This is a genomic window from Streptomyces sp. NPDC046465 (assembly GCF_040646035.1).
GTDB lineage: Bacteria > Actinomycetota > Actinomycetes > Streptomycetales > Streptomycetaceae > Streptomyces.
Map to the genome: position 1 here is coordinate 83,846 of NZ_JBEYZK010000024.1, position 25,122 is coordinate 108,967.

Annotated in this window: 25 protein-coding genes; 18 read left to right on the plus strand and 7 right to left on the minus strand. The window is 69.4% G+C overall.

The window, feature by feature from the left end; all coding sequences use genetic code 11:
* The first annotated feature begins 29 nt into the window (after window positions 1-29).
* The 7 genes from ABZ953_RS31455 to ABZ953_RS31485 all read left to right on the plus strand — a co-directional run bounded on the left by ABZ953_RS31455 (window position 30) and on the right by ABZ953_RS31485 (window position 3,758).
* Window positions 30-986: a helix-turn-helix transcriptional regulator gene (locus tag ABZ953_RS31455; RefSeq protein WP_361730971.1), complete on the plus strand. Its 957-nt coding sequence runs from the start codon at window positions 30-32 to the stop codon at window positions 984-986.
* A 12-nt stretch (window positions 987-998) separates the two neighbouring features.
* Entirely contained in the window at window positions 999-1,199 is a 201-nt protein-coding gene (locus tag ABZ953_RS31460) for a DUF397 domain-containing protein (protein ID WP_361730974.1), read from the plus strand.
* On the plus strand, window positions 1,192-1,704 hold the full coding sequence (locus tag ABZ953_RS31465) for a GNAT family N-acetyltransferase (RefSeq protein WP_361730977.1): 513 nt from the start codon (window positions 1,192-1,194) through the stop codon (window positions 1,702-1,704). The genes ABZ953_RS31460 and ABZ953_RS31465 overlap by 8 nt, the downstream gene beginning before the upstream one ends.
* Window positions 1,705-1,748: 44 nt before the next feature.
* Window positions 1,749-2,210: a DUF5753 domain-containing protein gene (locus tag ABZ953_RS31470; protein WP_361730980.1), complete on the plus strand. Its 462-nt coding sequence runs from the start codon at window positions 1,749-1,751 to the stop codon at window positions 2,208-2,210.
* Between the two features lie 11 nt (window positions 2,211-2,221).
* A complete protein-coding gene (locus ABZ953_RS31475) occupies window positions 2,222-2,422 on the plus strand; it encodes a DUF397 domain-containing protein (RefSeq protein ID WP_361730983.1) in 201 nt (66 codons plus the stop codon).
* Between the two features lie 117 nt (window positions 2,423-2,539).
* Window positions 2,540-3,088 (plus strand): SigE family RNA polymerase sigma factor, encoded by a 549-nt coding sequence (locus ABZ953_RS31480; RefSeq protein ID WP_361730986.1) that lies wholly within the window; start codon window positions 2,540-2,542, stop codon window positions 3,086-3,088.
* Window positions 3,081-3,758 carry a hypothetical protein gene (locus ABZ953_RS31485; RefSeq protein WP_361730989.1) on the plus strand — a complete coding sequence of 226 codons (678 nt, stop codon included), beginning with the start codon at window positions 3,081-3,083 and terminating at the stop codon, window positions 3,756-3,758. The genes ABZ953_RS31480 and ABZ953_RS31485 overlap by 8 nt, the downstream gene beginning before the upstream one ends.
* Window positions 3,759-3,826: 68 nt before the next feature.
* Here the strand turns inward: ABZ953_RS31485 and ABZ953_RS31490 are convergent, their stop codons facing one another.
* The 6 genes from ABZ953_RS31490 to ABZ953_RS31515 all read right to left on the minus strand — a co-directional run bounded on the left by ABZ953_RS31490 (window position 3,827) and on the right by ABZ953_RS31515 (window position 10,661).
* On the minus strand, window positions 3,827-4,399 hold the full coding sequence (locus ABZ953_RS31490; protein ID WP_361730992.1) for a Uma2 family endonuclease: 573 nt from the start codon (window positions 4,397-4,399) through the stop codon (window positions 3,827-3,829).
* Between the two features lie 152 nt (window positions 4,400-4,551).
* The gene (locus ABZ953_RS31495) at window positions 4,552-5,586 is read right to left on the minus strand and encodes a dipeptide ABC transporter ATP-binding protein (protein ID WP_361730995.1); all 1,035 of its coding nucleotides are present in this window, start codon (window positions 5,584-5,586) and stop codon (window positions 4,552-4,554) included.
* A 48-nt stretch (window positions 5,587-5,634) separates the two neighbouring features.
* Entirely contained in the window at window positions 5,635-6,660 is a 1,026-nt protein-coding gene (locus ABZ953_RS31500) for an ABC transporter ATP-binding protein (protein WP_361730998.1), read from the minus strand.
* A gap of 19 nt (window positions 6,661-6,679) precedes the next feature.
* Window positions 6,680-7,660 carry an ABC transporter permease subunit gene (locus ABZ953_RS31505; protein WP_361731001.1) on the minus strand — a complete coding sequence of 327 codons (981 nt, stop codon included), beginning with the start codon at window positions 7,658-7,660 and terminating at the stop codon, window positions 6,680-6,682.
* An 88-nt stretch (window positions 7,661-7,748) separates the two neighbouring features.
* Window positions 7,749-9,533, minus strand: a complete 1,785-nt coding sequence (locus tag ABZ953_RS31510) for an ABC transporter substrate-binding protein (protein WP_361731004.1) — start codon at window positions 9,531-9,533, stop codon at window positions 7,749-7,751.
* A 102-nt stretch (window positions 9,534-9,635) separates the two neighbouring features.
* Window positions 9,636-10,661 carry an ABC transporter permease gene (locus tag ABZ953_RS31515; protein ID WP_361731007.1) on the minus strand — a complete coding sequence of 342 codons (1,026 nt, stop codon included), beginning with the start codon at window positions 10,659-10,661 and terminating at the stop codon, window positions 9,636-9,638.
* 421 nt (window positions 10,662-11,082) lie between these two features.
* Here ABZ953_RS31515 and ABZ953_RS31520 point away from each other — a divergent pair, with 421 nt between their 5' ends.
* The 5 genes from ABZ953_RS31520 (at window position 11,083) to ABZ953_RS31540 (ending at window position 16,899) form a co-directional block, all read left to right on the plus strand.
* Complete coding sequence (locus ABZ953_RS31520; protein ID WP_361731009.1) at window positions 11,083-12,714, plus strand: ABC transporter substrate-binding protein; 1,632 nt, start codon at window positions 11,083-11,085, stop codon at window positions 12,712-12,714.
* A gap of 70 nt (window positions 12,715-12,784) precedes the next feature.
* On the plus strand, window positions 12,785-13,708 hold the full coding sequence (locus tag ABZ953_RS31525; RefSeq protein ID WP_361731012.1) for an ABC transporter permease: 924 nt from the start codon (window positions 12,785-12,787) through the stop codon (window positions 13,706-13,708).
* A complete protein-coding gene (locus ABZ953_RS31530; protein ID WP_361731015.1) occupies window positions 13,701-14,678 on the plus strand; it encodes an ABC transporter permease in 978 nt (325 codons plus the stop codon). The genes ABZ953_RS31525 and ABZ953_RS31530 overlap by 8 nt, the downstream gene beginning before the upstream one ends.
* 6 nt (window positions 14,679-14,684) lie before the next feature.
* Window positions 14,685-15,731 carry an ABC transporter ATP-binding protein gene (locus ABZ953_RS31535; RefSeq protein ID WP_361731018.1) on the plus strand — a complete coding sequence of 349 codons (1,047 nt, stop codon included), beginning with the start codon at window positions 14,685-14,687 and terminating at the stop codon, window positions 15,729-15,731.
* Between the two features lie 100 nt (window positions 15,732-15,831).
* Window positions 15,832-16,899: a dipeptide ABC transporter ATP-binding protein gene (locus ABZ953_RS31540; protein ID WP_361731088.1), complete on the plus strand. Its 1,068-nt coding sequence runs from the start codon at window positions 15,832-15,834 to the stop codon at window positions 16,897-16,899.
* Window positions 16,900-16,917: 18 nt separating this feature from the next.
* Here the strand turns inward: ABZ953_RS31540 and ABZ953_RS31545 are convergent, their stop codons facing one another.
* Window positions 16,918-19,131 carry an alpha/beta fold hydrolase gene (locus tag ABZ953_RS31545; RefSeq protein ID WP_361731021.1) on the minus strand — a complete coding sequence of 738 codons (2,214 nt, stop codon included), beginning with the start codon at window positions 19,129-19,131 and terminating at the stop codon, window positions 16,918-16,920.
* A 147-nt stretch (window positions 19,132-19,278) separates the two neighbouring features.
* On the opposite strand from ABZ953_RS31545, the gene ABZ953_RS31550 reads away from it, so the two are divergent.
* The 6 genes from ABZ953_RS31550 (at window position 19,279) to ABZ953_RS31575 (ending at window position 25,104) form a co-directional block, all read left to right on the plus strand.
* Window positions 19,279-19,473, plus strand: a complete 195-nt coding sequence (locus ABZ953_RS31550) for a hypothetical protein (RefSeq protein ID WP_055569071.1) — start codon at window positions 19,279-19,281, stop codon at window positions 19,471-19,473.
* Window positions 19,474-19,497: 24 nt separating this feature from the next.
* Window positions 19,498-20,430: an N-acetyl-1-D-myo-inositol-2-amino-2-deoxy-alpha-D-glucopyranoside deacetylase gene (gene mshB, locus ABZ953_RS31555; RefSeq protein ID WP_361731024.1), complete on the plus strand. Its 933-nt coding sequence runs from the start codon at window positions 19,498-19,500 to the stop codon at window positions 20,428-20,430.
* Between the two features lie 131 nt (window positions 20,431-20,561).
* Window positions 20,562-20,930 carry a DUF6113 family protein gene (locus ABZ953_RS31560; RefSeq protein WP_361731091.1) on the plus strand — a complete coding sequence of 123 codons (369 nt, stop codon included), beginning with the start codon at window positions 20,562-20,564 and terminating at the stop codon, window positions 20,928-20,930.
* Between the two features lie 164 nt (window positions 20,931-21,094).
* Window positions 21,095-23,158 carry a hypothetical protein gene (locus ABZ953_RS31565; protein ID WP_361731027.1) on the plus strand — a complete coding sequence of 688 codons (2,064 nt, stop codon included), beginning with the start codon at window positions 21,095-21,097 and terminating at the stop codon, window positions 23,156-23,158.
* Between the two features lie 156 nt (window positions 23,159-23,314).
* Entirely contained in the window at window positions 23,315-24,349 is a 1,035-nt protein-coding gene (locus ABZ953_RS31570) for an ABC transporter ATP-binding protein (protein WP_361731030.1), read from the plus strand.
* A complete protein-coding gene (locus tag ABZ953_RS31575; protein ID WP_361731032.1) occupies window positions 24,346-25,104 on the plus strand; it encodes an ABC transporter permease in 759 nt (252 codons plus the stop codon). Before ABZ953_RS31570 ends, ABZ953_RS31575 begins: the two co-directional genes overlap by 4 nt.
* Window positions 25,105-25,122: the final 18 nt, after the last annotated feature.

Here is a 25,122-nt window from a genome sequence, read left to right on the forward strand (position 1 = left end):
TGTGTGACGCGTGACGTGCGACGCGTGACGTGCAACGTGCGACTGAGGGCGCCCGGGACTTTCAGTCCCGGGCGCCCTCAGTCGTCGAGACGCTTGTCGTCGATGTCGACTGTGACGGTGCCCGGCGGATACCTGTCTTCCTGGTCCGTGAGGATGATGTCCTGCTGAGGAACGGCGCGGGGCTGTCCGGCGACCAGGCTGGAGCGCTGCTCGAGGCGGATCGGACCCGGATCAGCAACATCGAGGCAGGACGCATCGACGTCTCCCGCAACCGGTTGTACAAGCTGCTCCGGGAATACGGGTGTCCCGACGGGCCCTACTTCGACGGCCTCATGGCGATGGCGCAGGAGAGAGGCACGGGATGGTGGGACGAGTTCTGCGGCTTCATCGGCCCAAGGGCGCGTGACCTGGCGGAACTTGAGTCACGCTGCTCCGATATCCGTATCCACGAGCCGCTCTTCATCCCGGGGATGTTCCAGACCGAGGACTACGCACACGCTGTGGTCACCGTGGTGGAGCAGGACCAGGCGCGCGTGGGCCGATACGTCGAGTTCCGCCGGGCCCGGCAACGGATCCTGGTGGAGCCGAGGTCGGTCCCGTACCACGCGATCGTTCACGAGGCAGCGCTTCGCGTGCACACGGGCGGCACCAGGACCATGCGCAAGCAGTTGCTGAGGCTGATCGAGATCGCCCGGCTGCCCAACGTCACGTTGCAGGTCTTCCCGTTCGAGCGGGGAGCCTATGCGGCGTTCAGCCGCCCGTTCATCCTCTTCGGAGGTGCCAGCCGAGAGTTGGACACTGTCTACCTCGAACATCCCCTGCGGTCAGTCTTCCTGGGGGATGGAGAGGCCAGCGACCAGTACGGCAAGATGTTCGAGCGGCTCTCCGAATTGGCGCTCGCGCCGGTGGATCCCGAGTCTGCACCCGAGTCCCACGACAGACGGGACTCGCTGAGCCTGATCCAGCACATCATGTACGAACTGTAGGCAGGGAGTCAGATGTACCAGCTCACTTGGCAGAAGTCCTCATTCAGCACGGGCGGCGAGGGCGAATGCGTCGAGTTGGCGGACGGCCCCGCCGGTCACGTGCACCTTCGTGAGAGTGATCGGCCCACGGAGATCACCACGGTGGCTCCCGGCGCCCTGTACGGGCTCCTCCGCGCCCTCAAGGCGGATCGCGCCCCCGCCCTCCGTGGGTGACCTGAGCCTCCGCCCCTGGCGGGAAGAGGACGCCGCCGCCGTCCTGGCCGCTTTCTCCGAGCCGGAGATGGCGCGGCAGGCGGACGCGCCCGTGGGCTCCCCGGAGTCGGCAGCCGAATGGATCGCGCGCCGCGAGGCCGAGCGTGACGCCGGATCGGCGTACGCCTTCGCAGTGGTCGACGGGGACGGCACGGCTCTCGGCAACGTCGCGGTGGGCGCAGTGAACCACGTTCACGGCACCGGCTGGGTGTCGTACTGGACGACACCGGAGGCGCGGGGTAGAGGTGTGGCGGCATACGGATGCGGGGCGGCGGCGAGTTGGGCCTTATCCGAAGTCGGCCTGTTCCGCCTGGAACTGGGCCACCGCACGAACAATCCCGCGTCGTGCCGGGTGGCCCTCGCGACGGGTTTCGCGGTGGAGGGCCTGCAGCGCCAGAAGCTGTCGTACGACGGCGTCCGATACGACGTGGAGCTGCACGCGCGCCTAGCGACGGATCCCAGCTGAGTGGCCGGTTGGGCGGGGACGTCGGTGGGCCTGCGTCTTTGGTGGTGGGTGGGGCCGCCCGGTATGGCGAGTTTCGGCTGGCCCGGCAGCGTGTCCTCACCGCCGACCGGCCGGTGCCGTACCGCGCGATCATCCACGAAGCGGCACTGCACGCGCGGATCGGTGGCCCCCAGACGATGCGGAAGCAACTGCTGCGCCTGATGGAGGTGGCCAGGATGCCGCATGTGACGCTACAGATCTTCCCGTTCGAGGCGGGCGCCTACTCCGCGTACAGCCGCTCGTTCGCGATCTTCGGCGGCGCGGCCCCGGAGCTCGACACCGTCTATCTGGAACACCCGCTGAACTCCGTCTTCTTGCGGGATGGAGAGCACATCGATGAGTACGGCAAGATGTTCGAACGGCTCTCCGTGCTGGCTCTGGACCCCGTCGACCCGGAGGCGGCGCCGGAGTCACACACAGCACGGGACTCGTTGAGCCTGATCCAGCACGTGATGTACAGCCTTTGAGAAGGAGCGCCATGAACCAACTTCGGTGGCAGAAGTCCTCGTTCAGCGGCGGCGGCGAGGGCGAATGCGTCGAGTTGGCGGACGGCCCCACCGGTCACGTGCACCTTCGTGAGAGTGATCGGCCCACGGAGGCCACCACAGTGACGCCCCGGGCCCTGAGCCGACTCCTCCAGGCCCTCAGAACGGACGGCGGCCCCGCGCTCCGCGGATGAACTGGATCTGCCACTGCGCCCCGCCGCCGTAACATCCCGCCCGCCCCATGCGTGTATGAGTCAAGGCCGCGCACGGCGACGGAGCTCGGCGACACCTCATGGCATCAGGCGGGGAAGATGGCGAAGAAGCTGCAGCATCAGGGGCTGGACCCGGGCGGGGGAGTGGCGGAGTTCGACGCGTTCTATGCCGCTACCGCCAAGCGCCTGGTCTCCACCGTGTACGCCATGACCGGCGACCTGGCGGAAGCGGAGGACGCCGTGCAGGAGGCCTATGTGCGGGCCTGGCAGCGGTGGGAGCGGCTGACTGCGGAAGGGGACCCACTGCCGTGGGTACGGACGGTGGCCTCGCGGCTCGCCATCAGCACTTGGCGCCGGACACGGAACCGGGTACGGGCCCACCGTAGGCACGGCGCCGCCGTCGACGTGCCGGAACTCTCCCCCGATCGCGTGGCGCTGGTGCACGCGCTGCGTGAGCTGTCGCCGCAGCAGCGGCAGGCCGTCGTCCTGCACCACCTCCTGGACCTTCCGGTCGAGCAGGTCGCCCGGGAGACGGGGGCCTCCAACGGCGCGGTCCGCACCCGGTTGAGCAGGGCCAGGAAGATCCTGGGCGAGCGTCTGTCCGACACAGCGGTACGCACCGCGGAGGGGGTGGCCAGTCATGGCTGAGGTCAAGGCCGATGAACTGCTGGACGAGGTCGCGGTACGGATGCCCAGCGGGGCTGAGCTGCGGGAGCGTGGCCGCAGGCGCACGGCACGGCGGCGCACCGCGCTGGCGGTCGCGGCGGTGGTGGTCGTGGGCGGGGCGGCAGTCGTGGCGACGGCGCCCGGGGACGGCGACCGGGGACGCGACGTACGACCCGCGGTGGCGCCGTCGAAGAACCCGTTCATGGTGGAAGGCATGGTCCGCCTGCTCCCGCCGGACAGCATGCCGGACCAACGGAAGTGGCAGTGGCGGGGCGACGAAGAGGAGTCCACCGAGAACCTGCCGCTCCCGGCAGTGGGGGACACCAAGAGCTGCCCGGCGTCCTACGCGAAGCGCACGGCACCGGACCAGATCCAGTACGGCACGGACTACTACAGCGACAAGGGCGCCACGGCGCGGCAGCGCATCACGAAGTACGACAGCGCTTCCGTCGCAGACAACGAAGCGGCGCTGCTTCACCAGGCACTCACCGAGTGCGGGCTGCAGCGGCACGGCCGGGGCGCGGACGCCTATTGGTCCGGGGAGACCCGGTCTTCCTCGTGGCTCAGGGTGAGCGTCGAGCGGTGGGGGAAGTGGGTGTCGGTCGTGGAGGTGGAGGCGGAGGAGTCGACAGGGGCAGGGCCTGGTTCCTGACCGGCTGCCAGTGGAGCTGTCGTACGCCGCCGCTGTCGTACGCCGGGTGGGTGGGGCGTAGTGGCCACTCAGCGCCCGGCGTCCCCCGCCTTCTCGTAGCGTCGGAAGGCCGCGGTCTCCAAGGTCCAGGGGCCGAAGGGCACGACGTCCCCGAAGATGTACGGCTCCTTGGACCGGTAGCGGTCCCCGCAGGGTTCGGAGTGCACCTCGATCGTTCCGGTCCGGGGGTCGGCGATCAGGCAATGACCGACGCCCATGGCCGGGTACTCGCGGAGTTTCTCGCCGTAGTCATTGCTGGGATTGGACGGCGAGACGATCTCGACGACGGCCAACACCTGAGCCGCGTCGACGGCGAGCCCCTCTTCGTCCAGTACCGCCTCGGGGATCACCAGAGCGTCCGGTCGGCGCATGCGGCCGATCGAGGGGTGCTCGATCTCGGGGCCGTTCGCACAGATGTAGCCGGGGTGGGTGACGGCGAGCTGCTTGCGGATGCGACGGACTGTGCCTTCGTGCCGCTTGGAAGGGCACACCATGGCGAGTCTCGGGCCCGATGGCCCGATCTCCACGGTCCAGGTCCCCTCAAGGCGCTCGGCATAAGCCCCGAGCTCCTCGGCGATCGACCGCATCTTGGCGTAGTCCATACCGTCAGAGTAGGGCCCGTCCCGTAGGAAGCGGGCGCGCCCGGAACCGGCCGCGCCCGGCTCGGGTCAAGGGGGAGGGCGCGGGCCGGTTCCGGGAAGGGGGGCCCGGCCCGGAGGGGTGGGCGAGGCCCCGGTTCATGCGGGGATGGGGGTCAGAGGGACTTGCGGGCCGATGGGATCGCCAGCTCCCGAGGGCTCTCGGGATAGTGGCACGCCGTCAGGTGCCCGGCGCCGTTGCCGTCGAGCTGGAGCAGAGGCGGCGTGTCCGTCGCGCACTTGTCCGTCGCCTTCCAGCAGCGGGTGCGGAAGCGGCAGCCCGAGGGTGGGTTGACCGGGGAGGGGACGTCGCCGGTCAGCAGGATGCGTTCGCGGCGCGGGATGTCGTCCGGGGTCGCCTCGGGGACCGCCGAGAGGAGCGCCCTGGTGTAGGGGTGGCGGGGGTTTCCGTAGAGGCTCTCGCGGTCCGCGATTTCTACGATCCGGCCCAGGTACATCACGGCCACGCGCTGCGAGAAGTGACGTACCACCGCCAGGTCGTGGGCGATGAAGAGGAATGCGATGCCCAGGTCCTTCTGCAGTTGTTGCAGCAGGTTCACCACCTGCGCCTGGATCGAGACGTCGAGCGCCGAGACCGGCTCGTCCGCGACGATCAGCTTGGGTTCGAGGGCGAGCGCGCGGGCCACGCCGATGCGCTGGCGCTGGCCGCCGGAGAACTCGTGCGGGAAGCGGTTGTAGTGCTCGGGGTTGAGGCCGACCGTTTCGAGGAGCTCGCGGACGCGGGCCTCGCGGCCGCCCGCCGGGTCGATGTCGTTCACCTCCATCGGGCCCGAGATGATCTTGCCGACCGTCTGGCGCGGGTTCAGCGACGCGTACGGGTCCTGGAAGATCATCTGGATCTCCGAGCGGACCGGCGCCAGCTGCTTGCGCGAGGCGTGCGTGATGTCCTGGCCGCGGTAGGAGATCTTCCCTGCGGTGGGCTCCAGGAGGCGGGTGATCAGGCGCCCCGTCGTCGACTTGCCGCAGCCGGACTCGCCGACCAGGCCCACGCTCTCGCCCTGGGCGACGGTGAAGTCGAGGCCGTCCACCGCCTGCACGGCGCCGATCTTCCGCTTGAACGGGAAGCCGCCCATGATCGGGAAGTGTTTGGTCAGCCCGCTGACGTCCAGGAGGGGAGTGCTGTCGCTCATAGTGGTCAAGTCCAGTCTCTTGTACGTCAGTTGTACGGCAGCTGTACGTCAGTCGGTGCGCGTCGACGCGAAGTCAGCGAAGAACTCCGTGCGCTGCTCCGGCGTGAGGTGACAGGCGGCGCCCCGTCCTTCGGCCAGTTCGAGGAGCGGCTGCTCGTCCGCGCACCGGCCGCCCCCGACCTGCTCGGTGAACGCGCACCGCGGGTGGAAGCGGCACCCGGAGGGCGGGTTGAGGAGGCTCGGCGGCGTGCCCGGGATGGGGGACAGGGGGACATCGACGGGTCCTTCGAGCGAGGGCATCGAGCCCAGCAGGCCCCAGGTGTAGGGGTGTTGGGGGGAGCGCAGCACTTCCTTCTTGGTGCCTCGCTCCACGCACCGGCCGCCGTACATCACCAGGACGTCGTCCGCGATGTCGGCGATCACGCCGAGGTCGTGGGTGATGAAGACGATCGATGTGCCGAACTCCTGCTGGAGTTCCTTCAGGAGGTCCATGATCTGCGCCTGGACCGTCACGTCGAGCGCCGTGGTCGGTTCGTCGGCGATGAGCAGCGCCGGGTTGCAGACCAGCGCCATCGCGATCATCGCGCGCTGGCGCATGCCGCCGGAGAACTGGTGCGGATAGTCGTCGACGCGCAGGTCGGGCTGGGGGATGCCGACCTTCGTCAGCATCTCGATCGACCGCGCCCTGGCCTCCTTCTTGGAGGCGCCGGTGTGCTTGCGGAACGTCTCGCCGATCTGCCGGCCGATGGTGTGGTAAGGGGAGAGGGACGCCAAGGCGTCCTGGAAGATCATGGCCATCTTGTTGCCGCGGAGCTTCTCCAGCTCCCGCTCGGTGGCGGTGAGGAGCTCCTGGCCGTCGAGGAGGATCTCCCCGTCGATGGCGGTGCTGTCCTTGTGGTGCAGGCCGAGGATGGCGAGGTTGGTCACCGATTTGCCGGAGCCGGACTCGCCGACGATGCCGAGCGTGCGGCCCTTCTCCAGGTCGAAGTCGAGGCCGTCGACGGCCTTGACCATGCCGTCCTCGGTGGAGAAGTGGACGCGCAGGTCGCGTACGGACAGGAAGGGGGTGGTCATCAGTTCTCTCTCCCCGGCCCTATGCGAGGCGTACGCGCGGGTCGATCAGCGCGTACAGGGCGTCGACGATGATGTTGAAGAGCACGATCGCGGCGGCCGCCACGAGGACCACCCCGAGCAGCAGCGGCAGGTCGCTGGTGTCGACCGCCTTCACGGACAGCTCGCCGATGCCGTGCAGGGCGAAGGTCTTCTCGGTGATGATCGCGCCGCCGAGGAGCACGCCGAGGTCGAGGCCGAAGATCGTGACGATCGGGCCCATCGCGCCGCGCCAGGCGAAGCGGAAGAAGACCGTGGAGCGCGAGAGCCCCTTGGCCCGTGCCGTGCGGACGTAGTCCTCGCTCATGGACTCCACCAGTTGCGAGCGGGCCATGCGCGTGTAGTTGGCGGTGAAGATCAGGGCGAGCACCAGCCAGGGGATGAGCAGTCCGGAGAACCACTCGGCGGGGTTCTCGGAGAGGGGCGTGTACGAGGGCCGGTCCAGCAGGTGCAGCTGGTCGGTCAGGACGTACACGGCGAAGACGCCGACGACGTAGATCTGCATCGAGGAGGCGATGAGCGACGCGGACGACGCGATCTTGTCGAGGGCCTTGCCCTGCTTGAGCGCGGCCAGCATGCCGGTGCCCACACCGAAGACGACGAACACGACCGCCGCGCCGAGCGAGAGGGAGAGGGTGGTCGGGAAGCGGTCGAGGATGGTGGCGAGGACGGGCTCGCGGTTGCGGAACGAGTAGCCGAGGCAGGGCGCGTCACAGAAGCCGTAGCTCTCGTAGTCGCGTCCGACGAAGAGGCCCTCGAACCAGTGCCAGTACTGCACGGGCAGCGGGTCGGCGATCCCCAGGTTGTGCTTCACAAGCGCCAGCGTGTCGGGCGGGCAGACCTTGCCGCAGGCCAGGCGCGCGGGATCGCGCGGGGCGGCGTAGAAGAGGAGGAAGACGATCGCGCTGATGATCAGCAGGATCACTGCGCCGCCGAGCGTGCGGCGAATGAGGAAGCGGAGCATGGCAGTTGGGATTCCTGACGGATGCCGTGAGAGGAGTTGGGGGCCGGGGCGGGCCCACTGTGCGGTGGCCCGCCCCGGGGGCCGGTCGTCAGGCCTTGACGTACGTCTTGTGCAGCAGCGTCGCGGCGAACTGCGGGTCGTGGATGGCGCCGCCGACCTTCGAGCCGTGCAGGTACCAACGGCGCTGGTAGGTCTCCGGGATGATCGGCACGACCTCCTTCATGACCCGCTTGTCGAGCTCGGCCCAGGCCTTGCCCGCTTCCTTCGGGTCCGAGATGACGGCGTTCTTCTTGATCGCCTCGTTGATCCAGGGCACGTCGCACTGCGAGACGTTGTTCTGGCCGTCGCCGATGGCGCCGCCGTCGAGCAGGGGCTGCATCATGGTGTAGGCGGTCGGCCAGTCCGGGGACCAGCCGAACCACATCACGTCGAAGCGGTTGTCCAGGCGCTGCGCCTGGTCGTAGAAGTCCGTCGAGTTGAGCGGCTTGATGACCGGCTCGAAGCCCGCGGCCTTCAGGTTCTTCTCGATGACGATCTTGGTCTTGTCGTAGGTGGGGCGCCGCGGGAAGGCGTACACGATCTTCGTGCCGAGCTTGCCGGCCTTCTTCAGGATCTCGTGGGCCCGCTTCACGTCACCCTGCGGCTCGTCCAGCTTGTCGTAGAGGTCGAACTTCTCGCGGCCGACGATGTCGGGGCTGAGGATCGTCGTGGCGTAGTCGCCCGCGGTGGTGCCGCCGTAGATCTTGCGGCTCTGCTCCAGGGGCCAGGCGATGAGGAGCGCCTTGCGCACCTCCACGTCGGTGACCCGCTTCATGTTGATGGCGAAGAAGTAGGTGCCGGACGACAGACCGTTGAAGCTGCGCTTTTTGATGTCGGGCGTCGAGAGCACCTTCTGCATGCGCTCGGCCGGGATCGGCTCGTAGATGGCGACCATCTGCTGGTCCTTGCCCTGGTCCGCGATGAAGCGGTCGCAGGACTCGGGCCCCGTCGGCCCGAACTCGAACTCGAAGTTGTCCGGGTAGGCGTTGCGGATCGGGTCGGTCTTCGCGTCCCAGTGCTTGTTGCGCGCGAGGGTCATCGACTTGTCGATGGTGCGGTGCTTGACGATGTACGGGCCGCTGGAGAAGGGCGCCTTGTCGTACTCCTCCTTGGTGTCGTGCTTCACGGGCGTGGCGGCGTACGAGTGCATCGCCAGCGTGAAGTTGAACTCCGGGCGCGCCTCCTTCAGGTGGAAGGTGATCGTCTTCTTCGCCTTGTCGGTGACGATCGAGTCCAGGTGCTTGCCCTTGTACGGACCGTCGTACCCGTCACGCCACTTGGCGCCCTTGCCGGTCAGCGCCTGCTGGACGTAGATGGCGCCCTCGGTGATGAAGGGGGCCCAGCCGCGCTCGAAGCCGTGCCGGACGTCGTCGACGGTGAGCTCGCTGCCGTCCTGCCACTTCAGACCGTCCTTCAGGGTGAAGGTCCAGGTCTTGTTGCCGTCCGAGGCCTTGCCGGTGTCGGTGGCGAGGTCGCCGACGAGGGTCTGGTGGCCTTCCATGTCGGTCCGGTAGCCGGTGAGGCAGCGCGCGTAGAGGTTGGCGAGCGAGGAGTTGTACGCGAAGTAGATGCGCTGCGGGTCCATGTGCGACACGTCGTCCTCGGCGACGCCGTAGATCGTGCCGCCCTTCTTGCCGCCGGGGACGGCGGGCGCGGGCCCGGTCGAGTCCTTCGCGGTGCCCACCTTCACGCTCGCGTTGGTGTACTCCGTGGCACCGCCGTGCGAACCGCCGTCGCCCCCGCCCGAGTCGCCGCTGCTGCACGCGGACAGGACGAGCGAGCCGCCCGCCGCGACGGACGTCGAGATGAGGAGGTTTCTGCGTGAGATTGCCATGTGGCTACCAACCCTGTGTGAAGGAGGAAGAGCGGGAAGTGGTCCGGCACGGCCCCGTCGCGCGTGCCGGTTCCGGGGAGTTCCGGGGAGTTCCGGGGAGTGTCAGCGTCGGGTCTTCGGGTCGAGCGCGTCGCGCACCGAGTCGCCGAGGAGGTTGAAGGCGACCACGAAGATCACCATGGCGAGGCCGGGGAAGACCATGAAGGTGATGTCGTCCTGGTAGTACTTCGAGCCGTTCTGGATCATCACTCCCCAGTCCGGCGTGGGCTCTTCCAGTCCGACGCCCAGGAAGGCGAGTCCCGCCTCGGCGGTGACGAACATGGGGAGCGCGAGGGTCGCCTGGATCAGGATCGGCGTCCACAGGTTCGGGAGCAGTTCCTTGAAGATGATGCGGGTGGGGGAGGCGCCGGTGACCTTGGCTGCCTCCACGAACTCCCGCTCGCGCAGGGCGAGTACCTCGCCGCGCAGCAGGCGCGCCATCGGTGCCCAGCCGAAGGCGGTCATCACGGTGATGAGGCTGGTGATGGTCAGCCACTGCGGGATCTTGTCCTCGGGGCTGACCAGGACCGAGATCATCACCGGGAAGAAGGCGATGTAGAAGAGCGTGGACGGGAACGCGAGGAGGATGTCGATGACCCGGCCGATGAGGTAGTCCGTCTTGCCCCCGATGTATCCGGCGGTGACGCCGATGGTGATGCCGAGCAGCACCACGAGGAGCGTCGTCGCGGCGGCGATCAGCAGTGAGTTGCGGATGCCGTAGAGGAGGAAGGAGAACACGTCGCGGCCGAGCACCGGCTCGACGCCGAACCAGAAGTTCCCGTCGATGCCGCCGTTCGGCTTCACCGGGTAGTTGAAGTCGTTGAGCAGACCCGGCTGGTCGAGGCCGTAGGTGTCGTACGGGTTCTTGCCGTAGACCTTCGAGATCAGCGGCGCACAGAGCGCGACGACGAAGAAGAAGATGACGATGCAGGCGGCGATGACGCCGGACTTGTCCCGCTTGAAGCGCGTCCAGGCGAGCCGTCCGGGCGAACGGCCCTGGCTGCCCTGGTTCTTGGGCGAAGAGGGGGTGCCGTCGACTTTGCCCGTCACTTCAAGCGGGGCGGCAGCGGCGGGGGTTGGCGAAGTCATGGCGCTCCAGGCCCGAAGGGGTCAGCAGGAAGCCGCAGGACAACCAGCACCCACGGGCTAGGCGCGACTTTCGCAAGGCGTTTCCCTGGCGGTCAATGAATCGTCGGGCGCTTTGGGGCGCTCTTGGGATCCTTGAGCGGAACTTGAGGCAAGCATGGGCATGACATTGCCTTGGCGTAATCAAGCGTGATGGACAAGGCCGGGCGCCGTCGGGCAAGGCGGGCAATGAGTCCGATATGCGGGCGTGATCGTCTCGGAATGCGTACATCCGGATGGGCTCCGACTCGTACGGGTGGCGTAAATGTGCGGTTCATGTCTCGTAAGGCGATATTTGGCGATACGTGAGTCGGCTCGATATGTGCGTCGGCTCGCGGGACACCGAACGCCAGGACGGCAGGACAGCACAGGACTGGAGGACTCCATGCGTGGAGCCACGCACGCCAAGTGGGCCGCATGTGCGGTGGCGGTCGCCCTCGCGGCGACGGCCTGTGGTGGCGGGGGAAGCGGCGGCGGCGGTGGCGACGGCTCCGGCATCGTGGGCTCCTCCTGGGGCGACCCGCAGAACCCGCTCGAACCGGCGAACACCAACGAGGTCCAGGGCGGCAAGATCCTCGACATGCTCTTCCGGGGTCTCAAGCGGTACGACCCGAAGACCGGCGAGGCCAAGAACATGGTCGCCGAGTCGATCGACACCAAGGACGCGCAGAACTTCACGGTCAAGATCAAGAAGAACTGGAAGTTCAGCGACGGCGAGAAGATCACCGCCAAGTCCTTCGTGGACGCCTGGAACTACGGCGCGAACCTCAAGAACAACCAGAAGAACGCGTACTTCTTCGGCTACATCGACGGCTACGACAAGGTCCACCCCGAGAAGGGCGAGGCGAGCGCCAAGACCCTCTCCGGACTCAAGGTCACCGACGACACGACCTTCACCGTCAAGCTCAGCCAGAAGTTCTCCACCTGGCCCGACACCCTCGGCTACCCGGCCTTCGCGCCGCTGCCGAAGGCGTTCTACGACCACCACGACGCCTGGCTCTCCAAGCCCGTCGGCAACGGCCCGTACACCGTGGACTCGTACACCAAGGGCTCGAAGATGTCCCTGCGCAAGTGGGACGCGTACCCCGGCGAGGACAAGGCGAAGAACGGCGGTGTGGACATGAAGGTCTACACCGACAACAACACCGCCTACACCGACCTGATGGCCGGCAACCTCGACCTCGTCGACGACGTGCCCGCCTCCCAGCTCAAGAACGCCAAGAACGACCTCGGCGACCGCTACATCAACACCCCCGCCGGCATCATCCAGACCCTCGCCTTCCCCTCCTACGACAGCAAGTGGAGCAAGCCGGGGATGGAGAAGGTCCGCCAGGGCCTGTCCATGGCGATCAACCGCGAGCAGATCACCGAGACGATCTTCCAGAAGACGCGGACGCCCGCCACCGACTGGACCTCGCCGGTGCTCGGCAAGGACGGCGGCTACCAGGACGGGCTCTGCGGCGACGCCTGCAAGTACGACGCGGCGAAGGCCAAGAAGATGGTCGAGGACGGCGGCGGCATCCCCGGCGGCACCCTCAAGATCTCGTACAACGCGGACACCGGCTCGCACAAGGAGTGGGTCGACGCCGTCTGCAACTCCATCAACAAGGCCCTCGGCAAGGACAAGGCCTGCGTCGCAAGCCCCGTCGGCACCTTCGCGGACTTCCGCAGCAAGGCCTCCAAGCAGGAGCTCGACGGCGCCTGGCGCGCGGGCTGGCAGATGGACTACCCGCTGATCCAGAACTTCCTTGAGCCGGTCTACTTCACCGACGCCCCCTCCAACGACGGCAAGTTCTCCAGCAAGGAGTTCGACAAGCTCGTCAACGAGGCCAACGGCGAGACCGACACCGGCAAGGCCGTCGGCAAGTTCCAGGACGCCGAGAAGATCCTCGCCGAGAAGATGCCCGCCATCCCGCTCTGGTACCAGAACGGCAGCGCCGGCTACTCGGACAAGGTCTCCGACGTCTCGCTGAACCAGTTCAGCGTGCCCGTCTACAACGAGATCAAGGTCAACTGAGACGCCGGGAGCGGCCGCCGGGCCCCCGCGAGGGCGCCCGGCGGCCGCTCCCCCTAATTCCGGAGCCCCCGTGGGACGTTATGTGATCCGGCGTCTGCTGCAGATGATCCCGGTCTTCATCGGCGCCACCCTGCTGATCTTCCTGATGGTGAACGTGATGGGCGACCCCGTCGCGGGCCTCTGCGGCGACCGCAAGTGCGACCCGGCCACGGCCGCCCAGCTGAAGAAGGAGTTCGGCCTCGATAAGCCGGTGTGGCAGCAGTACCTGACGTACATGGGCAACCTCTTCACCGGCGACTTCGGCACCGCCTTCAACGGCCAGAAGGTCACCGAGCTGATGTCGGCCGCCTTCCCCGTCACCATCCGGCTCACCGTCGTCGCCATCGTCTTCGAGATCGTCATCGGCATCTCGCTGGGCGTGCTCACGGGGCTGCGGCGCGGGCGGCCCGTCGACACCGTGGTGCTGCTGCTCACGCTCGTCGTGATCTCCATCCCCACCTTCGTCACCGGACTCGTGCTGCAACTCCTCCTCGGCGTCCAGTGGGGCGTGATCAAACCCTCCGTGTCCAGCGAGGCGCCCATCAACGAACTCCTGATCCCCGGACTCGTCCTGGCCTCCGTCTCCCTGGCGTACGTGACCCGCCTGACCCGCACCTCCATCGCGGAGAACCGGCGCGCCGACTACGTACGCACCGCCGTCGCCAAGGGCCTGCCCCGGCGCCGCGTCATCACCCGGCACCTGCTGCGCAACTCACTCATCCCGGTGGTCACCTTCATCGGCACCGACGTGGGCGCGCTGATGGGCGGCGCGATCGTCACCGAGCGGATCTTCAACATCCACGGCGTCGGCTTCCAGCTCTACCAGGGCATCCTGCGCCAGAGCACCCAGACCGTCGTCGGCTTCGTGACCGTCCTGGTCCTGGTCTTCCTGGCGGCCAACCTGATCGTCGACCTCCTCTACGCCGTACTCGACCCGAGGATCCGCTATGCCTGAACCGCAGGAGCCGGAGCGCGCGATGGCCGCCACCGGAATGGGCGGCGCGATGGACCTCGCCACCAGCGAGGCGACCTCCCTGGAGAAGTCGCCGGGCGGACCCGACGGCAGCGGCCCCTCCGCCCCGGCGCGCAGCCTGTGGTCCGACGCCTGGCGGGACCTGCGGCGCAACCCGGTCTTCATCGTCTCGGGCCTGATCATCCTCTTCCTCGTCGTCATCTCCCTCTGGCCCTCCCTCATCGCCTCCCGCAACCCGCTGGACTGCGACCTCGCCAACGCGCAGAAGAGCTCGGCGCCCGGCCACCCCTTCGGCTTCAACGAGCAGGGCTGCGACGTCTACACCCGGGTCGTCCACGGCACCCGGGTCTCGGTCACCGTCGGCGTGTGCGCCACCCTCGTCGTCGCGCTCATCGGCAGCGTGCTCGGCGGGCTCGCCGGGTTCTTCGGCGGGGCGTGGGACGCGATCCTCTCCCGCATCACCGACATCTTCTTCGCCATCCCCGTCGTCCTCGGCGGCCTGGTGCTCCTTTCGGTGGTCACCAGCTCCACGGTCTGGCCCGTGGTCGGCTTCATGGTGCTGCTCGGCTGGCCGCAGATCTCCCGCATCGCGCGCGGCTCGGTCATCACCGCCAAGCACAACGACTACGTCCAGGCGGCGCGGGCGCTCGGCGCCTCCAACTCCCGGATGCTGCTCCGCCACATCACGCCGAACGCCGTCGCCCCGGTCATCGTCGTGGCGACCATCGCGCTCGGTACGTACATCGCCCTCGAAGCGACGCTCTCGTACCTCGGCGTCGGCCTGAAGCCGCCGACCGTCAGCTGGGGCATCGACATCTCGGCCGCCTCCCAGTACATCCGCAACGCCCCGCACATGCTGCTCTGGCCCGCCGGAGCCCTGGCCATCACCGTGCTCGCGTTCATCATGCTCGGCGACGCGGTGCGCGACGCCCTCGACCCGAAGCTGAGGTAGGCGCCCATGGCAACCGTGGCATCCGATCCGTCCGCCCGCAGCGAGCCCAAGGCGGCCAAGCTGCTCGAAGTGCGGGACCTGCACGTCGAGTTCCGCACCCGGGACGGGATCGCCAAGGCCGTCAACGGCGTCGACTACAGCGTCGCCGCGGGCGAGACCCTCGCCGTCCTCGGCGAGTCCGGTTCCGGCAAGTCCGTGACCGCCCAGGCCCTCATGGGCATCCTCGACGTCCCGCCCGGAAAGATCACCAAGGGCGAGATCCTCTTCCAGGGCCGGGACCTCCTGAAGCTCAAGGAGGAGGAGCGGCGCAAGGTCCGCGGCGCCGGTATGGCGATGGTCTTCCAGGACGCGCTCTCCTCACTGAACCCGGTGCTCAGCGTCGGCGCCCAGCTCGGCGAGATGTACGTCGTGCACCGGGGCATGTCGCGCAAGGACGCCAGAACCAAGGCCGTCGAGCTGATGGACCGGGTGCGGATCCCGGCGGCCAGGGAGCGCGTCGGGCAGTACCCGCACCAGTTCAGCGGCGGCATGCGCCAACGCATCATGATCGCCATGGCGATGGCGCTCGAACCCGCGCTGATCATCGCGGACGAGCCGACCACCGCCCTCGACGTCACCGTCCAGGCCCAGGTCATGGACCTCCTCGCGGAGCTTCAGCGCGAGATGAACATGGGCCTGATCCTCATCACCCACGACCTCGGCGTCGTGGCGGACGTCGCCGACACCATCGCCGTCATGTACGCGGGCCGCATCGTCGAACGCGCCCCCGTCCACGAGATCTACCGGGCCCCCGCTCACCCGTACACCCTCGGCCTGCTCGAATCCATCCCGCGCCTCGACCAGAAGGGCCAGGACCTCTACGCGATCAAGGGCCTGCCGCCGAACCTCATGAACATTCCGCCCGGCTGCCCCTTCCACCCCCGCTGCCCCATGGCCCAGGACGTGTGCCGCACCCTCGATCCGCCGCTCGCGCGGGTCACGTACGAGGGGCTTACCGCCGAGCGCAGGAGCGCCTGCCACTTCTGGAAGGAGACGCTCGATGCGACACGGTGAGGGCGGTGCGCACGGATCGCACGGATCGCACGTCAGCAGGAAGCACCTGGCGGAGGAGGGCGAGACCGCGCGGCAGCTGATGGACAAGGCGCGGGGCGAGATGGAGTTCGCCGCGCACGGGTCGGAGCCCCACGGACCGGAGTCCGGGGCCGAGCCGATCCTGGCGGTCCGCGGCCTGGTCAAGCACTACCCGCTCACCCAGGGCATCGTCATCCGCAAGCAGGTCGGCGCGGTCAAGGCGGTGGACGGCGTCGACTTCGACCTGGCGCGGGGCGAGACGCTCGGCATCGTGGGCGAGTCCGGCTGCGGCAAGTCGACGGTCGCCAAGATGCTGGTCAACCTGGAACGGCCGACCGCGGGCGAAATCCGCTACAAGGGCGAGGACATCACCAAGCTGTCGGGGCGCGCGCTCAAGGCGGTGCGCCGCAACATCCAGATGGTGTTCCAGGACCCGTACACCTCCCTTAACCCCCGTATGACGGTCGGGGACATCATCGGCGAGCCGTACGAGATCCACCCCGAAGTCGCCCCGAAGGGCTCGCGCCGCCAGAAGGTCCAGGACCTCCTCGACGTGGTCGGCCTCAACCCCGAGTACATCAACCGCTACCCGCACCAGTTCTCCGGCGGCCAGCGCCAGCGCATCGGCATCGCCCGCGGCCTCGCGCTGCGGCCGGAGATCATCGTCGCGGACGAACCGGTCTCCGCCCTCGACGTCTCCGTCCAGGCGCAGGTCATCAACCTCCTGGACAAGCTGCAGAGCGAGTTCGACCTCTCCTACGTCTTCATCGCCCACGACCTCTCGATCGTGCGGCACATCTCCGACCGGGTCGGCGTCATGTACCTCGGGCGCATCGTCGAGATCGGCTCGGACGAGGAGATCTACGAGCACCCGACGCACCCCTACACCCAGGCGCTGCTCTCCGCCGTCCCCGTCCCCGACCCCGACGCGCGCGAGCACCGGGAGCGGATCATCCTCTCCGGCGACGTCCCCTCGCCCGCCAACCCGCCCTCCGGCTGCCGCTTCCGCACCCGCTGCTGGAAGGCGCGGGAGCGGTGCGCACTCGAAGTGCCCCTGCTCGCCGTGCCGGCGGAGTTCCGGCACCACGAGGGCCCCGCCGCGCACGACTCGGCCTGCCACTTCGCAGAGGAGAAGCAGGTCGTGCCGTAACGGCGGGACGGGGTTTCGTCAGGGCCTGCTCAAGCCCAGGGACCGCTTCAGGAAGTCGACCTGGAGCAGCAGGAGGTTCTCCGCCACCTGCTCCTGCGGGGTCATGTGCGTGACGCCGGACAGCGGCAGGACCTCGTGCGGGCGGCCCGCGGCGAGCAGGGCCGAGGAGAGCCGCAGGGAGTGCGCCACGACCACGTTGTCGTCGGCCAGGCCGTGCACGATCAGCATGGGGCGGTGCGGTTCGGCCGCTTCGACGAGGCCGTCGTCCCAGACCAGGGAGTTGTGCCGGTACGTCTCCGGGGTCCGGTTCGGGTCGCCGAGGTAGCGCTCCTCGTAGTGCGTGTCGTAGAGCCGCAGATCCGTCACCGGGGCGCCGACCACCGCCGCGTGGAACACGTCGGGGCGGCGCAGCGCGGCCATCCCGGCCAGATAACCGCCGTAGGACCAGCCGCGGATCGCCACCCGCTCCAGATCGAGAGGGAACCTTTCGGCCAGCGCGTGGAGGGCGTGGACCTGGTCCTCCAGCGTCAGGGTCTTGTCGTTCTTGATCGACTTCTCCCAGCCGGGGGAGCGGCCGGGGGTGCCGCGGCCGTCCGCCACGATCACCGCGAAGCCCTGGTCGGCGAACCACTGCGAGGTCAGGAACATGTTGTGCGCACGCTGGACGCGCTGGCCGTGCGGACCGCCGTACGGATCGAGCAGTACCGGAAGGGGGCCGTCTGTCTCCTTGTAATCGGTGGGGAGCAGGACGGCGCACGGAATCCGCCGCGTGCCCCCTTCGGTCAGCGTCACGCGCGGAGTGAGCCCCGGGCGCTGCGCGTGCGAGGCGACGGCGGCCACCTGTTTGCCTTCGCGCATCACCCGCACCTGCGCCCCCGGGTGGTCGAGCGTGGCCGACACCAGGACGGTGAGGCCGCCCGCGCGGACCGCGGAGTGCACCCCCGGCTCCTGCGAGACGCGCTCCACGCCCAGTTCGTTGACGCGGTACACATGGATCTCGCCGATCTCCGGGTCGGCCGCCGCCTCGCCCGCCGACGCCGAGATCAGGACGTCCGCCTCGGTCACGTCCAGGACCGCGCGCACATGCAACTGCGGCCCGGTCAGCGGCCGTTCGCCCCAGGCCAGGACGCGGGCGCCGCCCTCGTCCACGATCCGCACCATCTTGCCGCTGGGCGACCAGCACGGCACGCCGGGGAAGAGTTCCAGCCAGTCCGCGTCCTCCTCCGCGTGCACCATCCGGGTGGATCCGTCGTCGGGGTTCACCGCGAGGTACAGCTGGCTGCCCTGGTCGCGGGACTGCACGAGCAGCAGCGGCGCGCCGTCCGCCGACCAGTGCACCCGCGCGAGATAGGGGAAGCGCGCGCGGTCCCAGGCCACCTCGGTGCGCGAGCCGTCCAGACCGAGCACGAAGAGGCGTACGTCCGCGTTGGGTGTGCCCGCGGCCGGATACGCGATCTGCTCGGGCTTGCGATCGGGGTTCGCCGGGTCCGCGATCCACCACCGCTGCACCGGGGCGTCGTCCACCCGGGCGACGAGCAGCCGGGTGGAGTCGGGCGACCACCAGAAGCCCCGTGCACGGGCCATCTCCTCGGCCGCGATGAACTCCGCGAGGCCGTAGGCGACGGTGCCCTCCTGGCCCGCCTCCTGGCCTGCCTCCCGGCCCGTCTCCTGGGCCGTCTCCGGCTCCGCGAGGGCCCGGTCGCCCGTGCCGTCGGCCCCGGTCACGCGCAGCGCGCCCCGCGCGACGTACGCGACGTGCCGCCCGTCCGGTGAGGGACGCGGGTCGATCACCGGCCCCGGCACCGGCAGTTCGCGCGCCGTGCCCGCCCGCAGCTCCGCCGTGAAGAGGCGGCCCGACAGGGCGAACGCCGCCAGCTCCACCGCCGCGTCCGTCGCATAGCCCACGATGCCCGCGCCGCCCTCACGGCTGCGCTCGCGCCGCGCGCGCTCCTCGGCGGACAACTGCTCGGCCGCGCCGCCGAGCAGCAGGTGCGGATCGGCCACCTCGCGCTCGGCGGAACCGTCCGACACGTCGAGAACCCAGAGCCGGTTGGCTCGATCGGTACTAGAGGACGAACGGAGAAACGCGACGCGCGAACCGTCCGGCGCCACCGTGAACGCGCGCGGCGCGCCGAGGGTGAAACGCTGGGTGCGGGCGTGCTGACGCGGGAAGGAGAGCCGCTGTGCCGGGCTCTCGTCAGGCCTGGGAATTCCGGGGATCTCGGTGGTCATCCCCCGAGCCTATGGCGCATGCGCCCCCCTGTGCTGCCGTGCTCCGACTCATGCGTCCACACGGATAGTTATGATCCGTAGCGCTTGGTGGGTATGTACCTGCTGGCGTCCGCACTGGGTTACGGCAACGACTTGGAGGTGACCGCCGTGGCACTCTCGATTTCGGCGGTGGTGCTGCTGGCGATCATCGTCTTCCTGTTGGTCAAGAAGTCAGGTCTGAAAGCGGGGCATGCGGTCGTCTGTACGCTGCTCGGCTTCTACCTCGCGAGCTCGTCCGTCGCGCCGACCATCAACGAGCTGACGACCAACGTGGCGGGGATGATCGGCGACATCAAGTTCTGAGCCGGGGGCTCGTAGGGTGGTCCCATGACGGAACTGCCCGCCCGGCGCCTGCTGCTCGTGCACGCGCACCCCGACGACGAGTCGATCACCACCGGCGCGACCATGGCCAAGTACGCGGCCGAAGGCGCCCATGTCACCTTGGTGACCTGCACGCTGGGCGAGGAGGGTGAGGTCATCCCGGCCGACCTCGCCCATCTCACCGCCGACCGGGAGGACTCCCTGGGCGCCCAGCGCATCGGGGAGCTGGCCGCCGCCATGAAGGCCCTCGGCGTCACCGACCACCGCTTCCTCGGCGGCACCGGGCGCTACCGCGACTCCGGAATGATGGGCGTCGAGCAGAACCACCGCCCCGGCGCCTTCTGGTCGGCCGACCTCGACGAGGCTGCCGCGCACCTCGTCGAGGTGATCCGCGAGGTGCGCCCCCAGGTCCTCGTCACGTACGACCCCGACGGGGGGTACGGCCACCCCGACCACATCCAGGCGCACCGCGTCGCCATGCGCGCCGCCGAGCTCGCCTCCGAGCCCGCCTTCCGCGCCGACCTCGGCGACCCCCACACCATCGCCAAGATCTACTGGAACCGCGCCCCGCGGTCCGTGGTCGAGGAGCGCTTCCGGTGGATGTCGGGGGCGCTGCGGCACTCGCCGTTCGCCGTGCCCGCCGTCGTCGCCGACGTGCCGGGCGTCACGGACGACGAGCGGATCACCACGGAGATCGACGGCCGCCCCCACCAGGCGGCCAAGGCCGCGGCGATGGCGGCCCACGCCACCCAGATCACGGTGAGCGGCCCGCTCTTCATCCTCTCGAACGAGCTCGCGCAGCCGATTTTCGATGTGGAGTACTACGAGCTGGTGCGGGGAGAAGTCCCCACAGCCTCCACGGAGGGAACGGCTCGCGAGACGGATCTTTTCGCGGGTCTCGAAAGGGTGACGGATGTGGCTGAGGTGACCGCGCTGTGAGTACGCGATCCCGTGCGTCGTCGGGGGCCGGTTCCGGCGCCCCCAAGAAGCCCGCCGCCCCGGGGCCGGGTGCCGTCCCGGCGTCCGGTGCGGGGGCCGCCGCGCCCGCGGGGAGCTTCCTCGCACAGCCCCTGAGACCGGGGCGACTTGCCGCGTATGTCGGGCTCTTCGTGCTCGGCGCCGTCGTCGGCGTCGCGGGCGCGCTCGTCCAAGACGGCTTCTTCCCCGCCGGGTTGCTGCTCGCGCTCCTCGGCGCCGCGGGACTCTTCTACGGCGGGTCGCGGGCGACCGGCACCAGAGCGGGGGCCGTCGCGCCCGCCGCGGGCTGGCTGGTGGCCGTCATGCTGCTCACCGCGACCAGACCCGAGGGCGACTTCCTCTTCGGCGCGGGTCTCGGCTCGTACGGCTTCCTGCTCGGCGGAATGGCCGTTGCTGTGATGTGCGCCACGCTCGGGCAGGGGCCGCAACCGAGCGGTCCCGCCGCCCGACTTGGCAAGTGACGTACCACTTCGACCCGTGTCCCGCACGGGTTTGACGCCGGTCACAGGATGAGTGCCGACGGCGGCCAGTATGGTGGTGCGGCCGCCGAGCCTCCCCAACCTCCGGCCGGGGGGACCCCGGATGAGGTCGAGACGGGCGGCGGAGTCAACCAGGAGAACCTGCCTTGAGTCGTGAAACTGACAGTTCGTCCTCCGGCCCCCAGGGGCGCGGTGGAGCCGCATACCCCTCGGGGACGCCGCCCTACGGCTCCCCGGCCCAGGGTGCCGCCGCCGACGGCGGCCAGGACGGTGTGCGGCGGCAGGCTGCCGACGAGCGGCCCGACGAGCCCGAGACCCAGACCACGCTGACCACCCGCATCCGGATCAACATCCCCGGTTCGCGGCCCATCCCGCCGGTCGTCATGCGCACGCCCGTCGCCGATGACGGCGCGCGTGGCGACTTCGCGAACGCGGACGTCGACGACCGGCGTGACGGTGGCGACAGCCGTGACGGTGGCCTGCCGGGCGCTCCCGGAGCGGGCTACGCGGGCGGTTCGCTGGGCGCCGGTACCCCCCTCGCCCCCGGGGCCGGCGGCGGTGCCGGACCGGGTGACGGCGGTACGGCGGCCTCCGCGGCGGCCGAGGACAAGACGAGCGACTGGTTCGCACCGCGCAAGCCCGCCGGGGCCGGTTCTTCCGGCGGGTCCGGTACGTCAGGCGGTTCCGGTACCGGCTCCTTCGACGTGTCCGGCGCCGTGGCGTCGGGTCCCCTCGGTACGGGTGCTCCGCTCGGTACGGGTGCTCCGCAGGGCGGCGACCCGCAGCGCGGCGATCTGCCGTACTTCTCCGCGGGCGCGGGTGCTGGTGCTGGTGCGCCTTCGGGTGGCTCCGGGGACTCCCGGACCCCCACTGGCCCGACCGGCGGCCCGGTCACCGGTGACAGCTCCGTGGGCCCGCCCGGCTCCGGCCCCCGGCCCCCGGCCCCCGGTGGCCCCGCGGGGCGGCCGCCCCGCCCCGGCGCGGCCATGAGCGACGACACCGCGATCCTCACGCCGCAGAAGTCCGGCCCGCCGCCCGGCGTTTCCGGCGTGCCCGGCGCTCCCGGTGGCTCCGCGCCCGGTGGCAACGTCTCCGGTGAGACCCTCACCAGCGGTATCCCCGTCGTGCCGCCCGTACACGACAACTCGCCGTTCCCGGCAGGGCCGCAGGGCGACGGGCCGGTGTCGCACACCCCGCCGAAGCTGCCCGAGCCGGTGCGTTCGGACGTGCCGCCCGCCGCCCCCGCGCCGAAAAAGAAGAAGAAGGGCCGCAACAAGCTGGTCCTCCTCGCGGTCGCCGTGGTCGTCGTGGGCTGCGGCGCGTACGGCGCGGGCCTGTTGATGAACCACGCGGACGTGCCGAAGGGCACCACCGTGCTCGGCGTCGACATCGGCGGCGGCACCCGCGACGAGGCCGTCAAGAAGCTCGACGACGCCCTCGGCGCGCGCGTCACCAAGCCCCTGAAGCTGTCGGTGGACGGCACGCCGGTCACGCTCAAGCCGGACCAGGCGGGCCTGACCCTCGACAGCCAGGCCACCGTCCGCGAGGCCGCGGGCAGCGACTACAACCCGGTGTCCGTGGTCGGTTCGCTCTTCGGCGGCCAGCGCGTCGTCGAGCCCGTCATGCCCGTCGACGAGGAGAAGCTGGCGGCCGCCCTGGAGCGTGCCGCGGGCGGCTCGGGCACGGCGAAGGAGGGCACGGTCGAGTTCCTGCCCGGCAAGGCCGTTCCGGTCTACGGCAAGGTCGGCAAGGGGATCGACCCCCAGGCGTCGACCACGGCGGTCGCCGAGGCGTACAAGAAGCAGGTCCAGACGGGCGGCGCGGGCGCGGTCCAGGTGCCGGTCACCACCCGCAAGCCGCAGATCGCCAAGGCCGAGGTCGACAAGTTCATGACGACCTTCGCGAAGCCCGCCATGTCCGCCAACGTCACGATCAAGGCGGGCGCCAGGTCGATCCCGTTCGGCCCGTCGAAGTCACTGCCGAAGATCCTTGAGACACGGCCGCTCGCGAACGGAACCCTCCAGGTGCACTACAACCTGGAGGAGCTCCAGAAGCTGTACGGCAACGTCTTCGACGGCATCCTGATCCAGCGCGGCAACGGCTCCAAGACGCCCGTCAAGCCGACGGACGTCGCCCAGGCGATGGGCAAAGCGCTGATCGGCAAGACACCGGCGGAGCGGATCGGCGTGATCGAGACGAACGCCGGCTGACCCTGATACGCGTACGGAGGCCGGACGGTCTCGCCCGGGTGGCCCCCGGGTGAACCGTCCGGCCTTTTGCACACCATCCGGCATGACATCTGTCATCCCGGAGACACCACATCCGGCACTGCCGCCGCCACCTGCGGTTTTGTGACGATGGTGGACATGACGACGACCACATCACCGCCCGCCGTCGCGGCCACCACGACCGCCGTGAGCTTCGAGCAGGTGACCAAGAACTACGGCGAGGTCCGTGCCGTCGACGGTCTGACCCTCGACCTCCACCCGGGCGAGACGGTGGCGCTCCTCGGCCCGAACGGCGCGGGCAAGTCCTCCACCCTCGACCTGCTGCTCGGCCTCAAACGCCCGGACAGCGGCACGGTACGGGTCTTCGGTGCGGCACCCCGCGAGGCGATCACCGCGGGCCGGGTCGGCGCCATGCTGCAGAGCGGCGGCCTGATGGGCGAGGTCACCGTGCGCGAACTGGTGACGCTCGCCTGCGACCTGCACCCGCGGCCGCACCGCGTGAACGACGTGCTCGCCCACGCGGGCATCACCCAGATCGCGGAGCGCAAGGTCGACAAGCTCTCCGGCGGCCAGGAGCAGCGCGTCCGCTTCGCGCTCGCCACAGCGGGCGCCAATGACCTGATCGTGCTCGACGAGCCGACCACCGGCATGGACGTCACCGCCCGCCAGGCGTTCTGGGCCACCATGCGGGAGCAGGCGGACCAGGGCCGCGCGGTCCTGTTCGCCACGCACTACCTGGAGGAGGCCGACGCGATCGCCGACCGTGTCCTGGTCCTGCACCGCGGCCGCCTCCTCGCGGACGGCACCGCCGCCGAGATCAAGGCCAAGGCGGGCGCCCGCAAGGTCGCCTTCGACCTGCCGGACGAGGGCACGGACAGTGCCCCCGGCACCGGCACCGGCACCGGCACCGGCACCGGCACCGGCACCGGCACCGGCACCGGCACCGGCACCGGCATCGGCGTCGCCCTCGCCGAGCGGCTCCGCGCCCTGCCGCACCTCACCACGCTGGACGTCTCGGGCCACACGGTCCGCCTCCAGTCGACGGACGCCGACGCCACCGTGCACGCGCTGTACGGGCTCGGCCTCTACCCCCGCAACCTCGAAGTCGCCGGGCTCGGACTCGAGCAGGCCTTCGTGGCGATCACCGAGGCCGAGGAGGCCAGGACCCGATGACGAACGCCTTCGCCTCGCGGAGTCTCATCAAGCTCGAGATCACCCGCTCCCTGCGCAACCGCAAATTCCTGTTCTTCTCCGTCATCTACCCCTCGATGCTCTTCGTGATCATCGCGGGCAGTCAGGACGGTTCAGACAAGGTTCCCGAAACGGGCCTGTCCGTCCCCGCGTTCATGATGGTCTCGATGGCATCCTTCGGCGCACTGACCGCCGTCCTCATGGGCAACAGCGAGCGCATCGCCAAGGAGCGCGAGAGCGGCTGGGTACGGCAGTTGCGCCTGACGGCACTGCCCGGACGTGGCTATGTCCTCGCGAAGACCGCCAGCGCGGCCGTGGTGAGCCTGCCGTCCATCGTCGTGGTCTTCGCCGTCGCGGGCATCTTCAAGGACGTCCGCTTCGACGCCTGGCAGTGGCTGGCGCTGACCGGCGCGATCTGGGCGGGCAGCCTCTGCTTCGCCGCGCTCGGCGTGGCCATCGGCTACCTCGCGACCGGTGACGCCGTACGCCCGATCACGATGATCATCTACTTCGGGCTCTCCATCCTCGGCGGTCTGTGGATGCCCGTGACGACGTTCCCGCACTGGCTGCGGGAGACCGCGTCCTGGCTGCCCACCCACGCGTACGCTGCCCTCGGGCAGGCCATCGAACTCGGCGAGGCGCCGCACGCGAAGGACGTCATCCTTCTGGCCGCCTACTTCCTTCTCTTCGCGGGCGGCGCGGCGTGGCTGTACCGGAAGGACACACTGAAGGCGTGAGCAAGACAGACGCTGAGA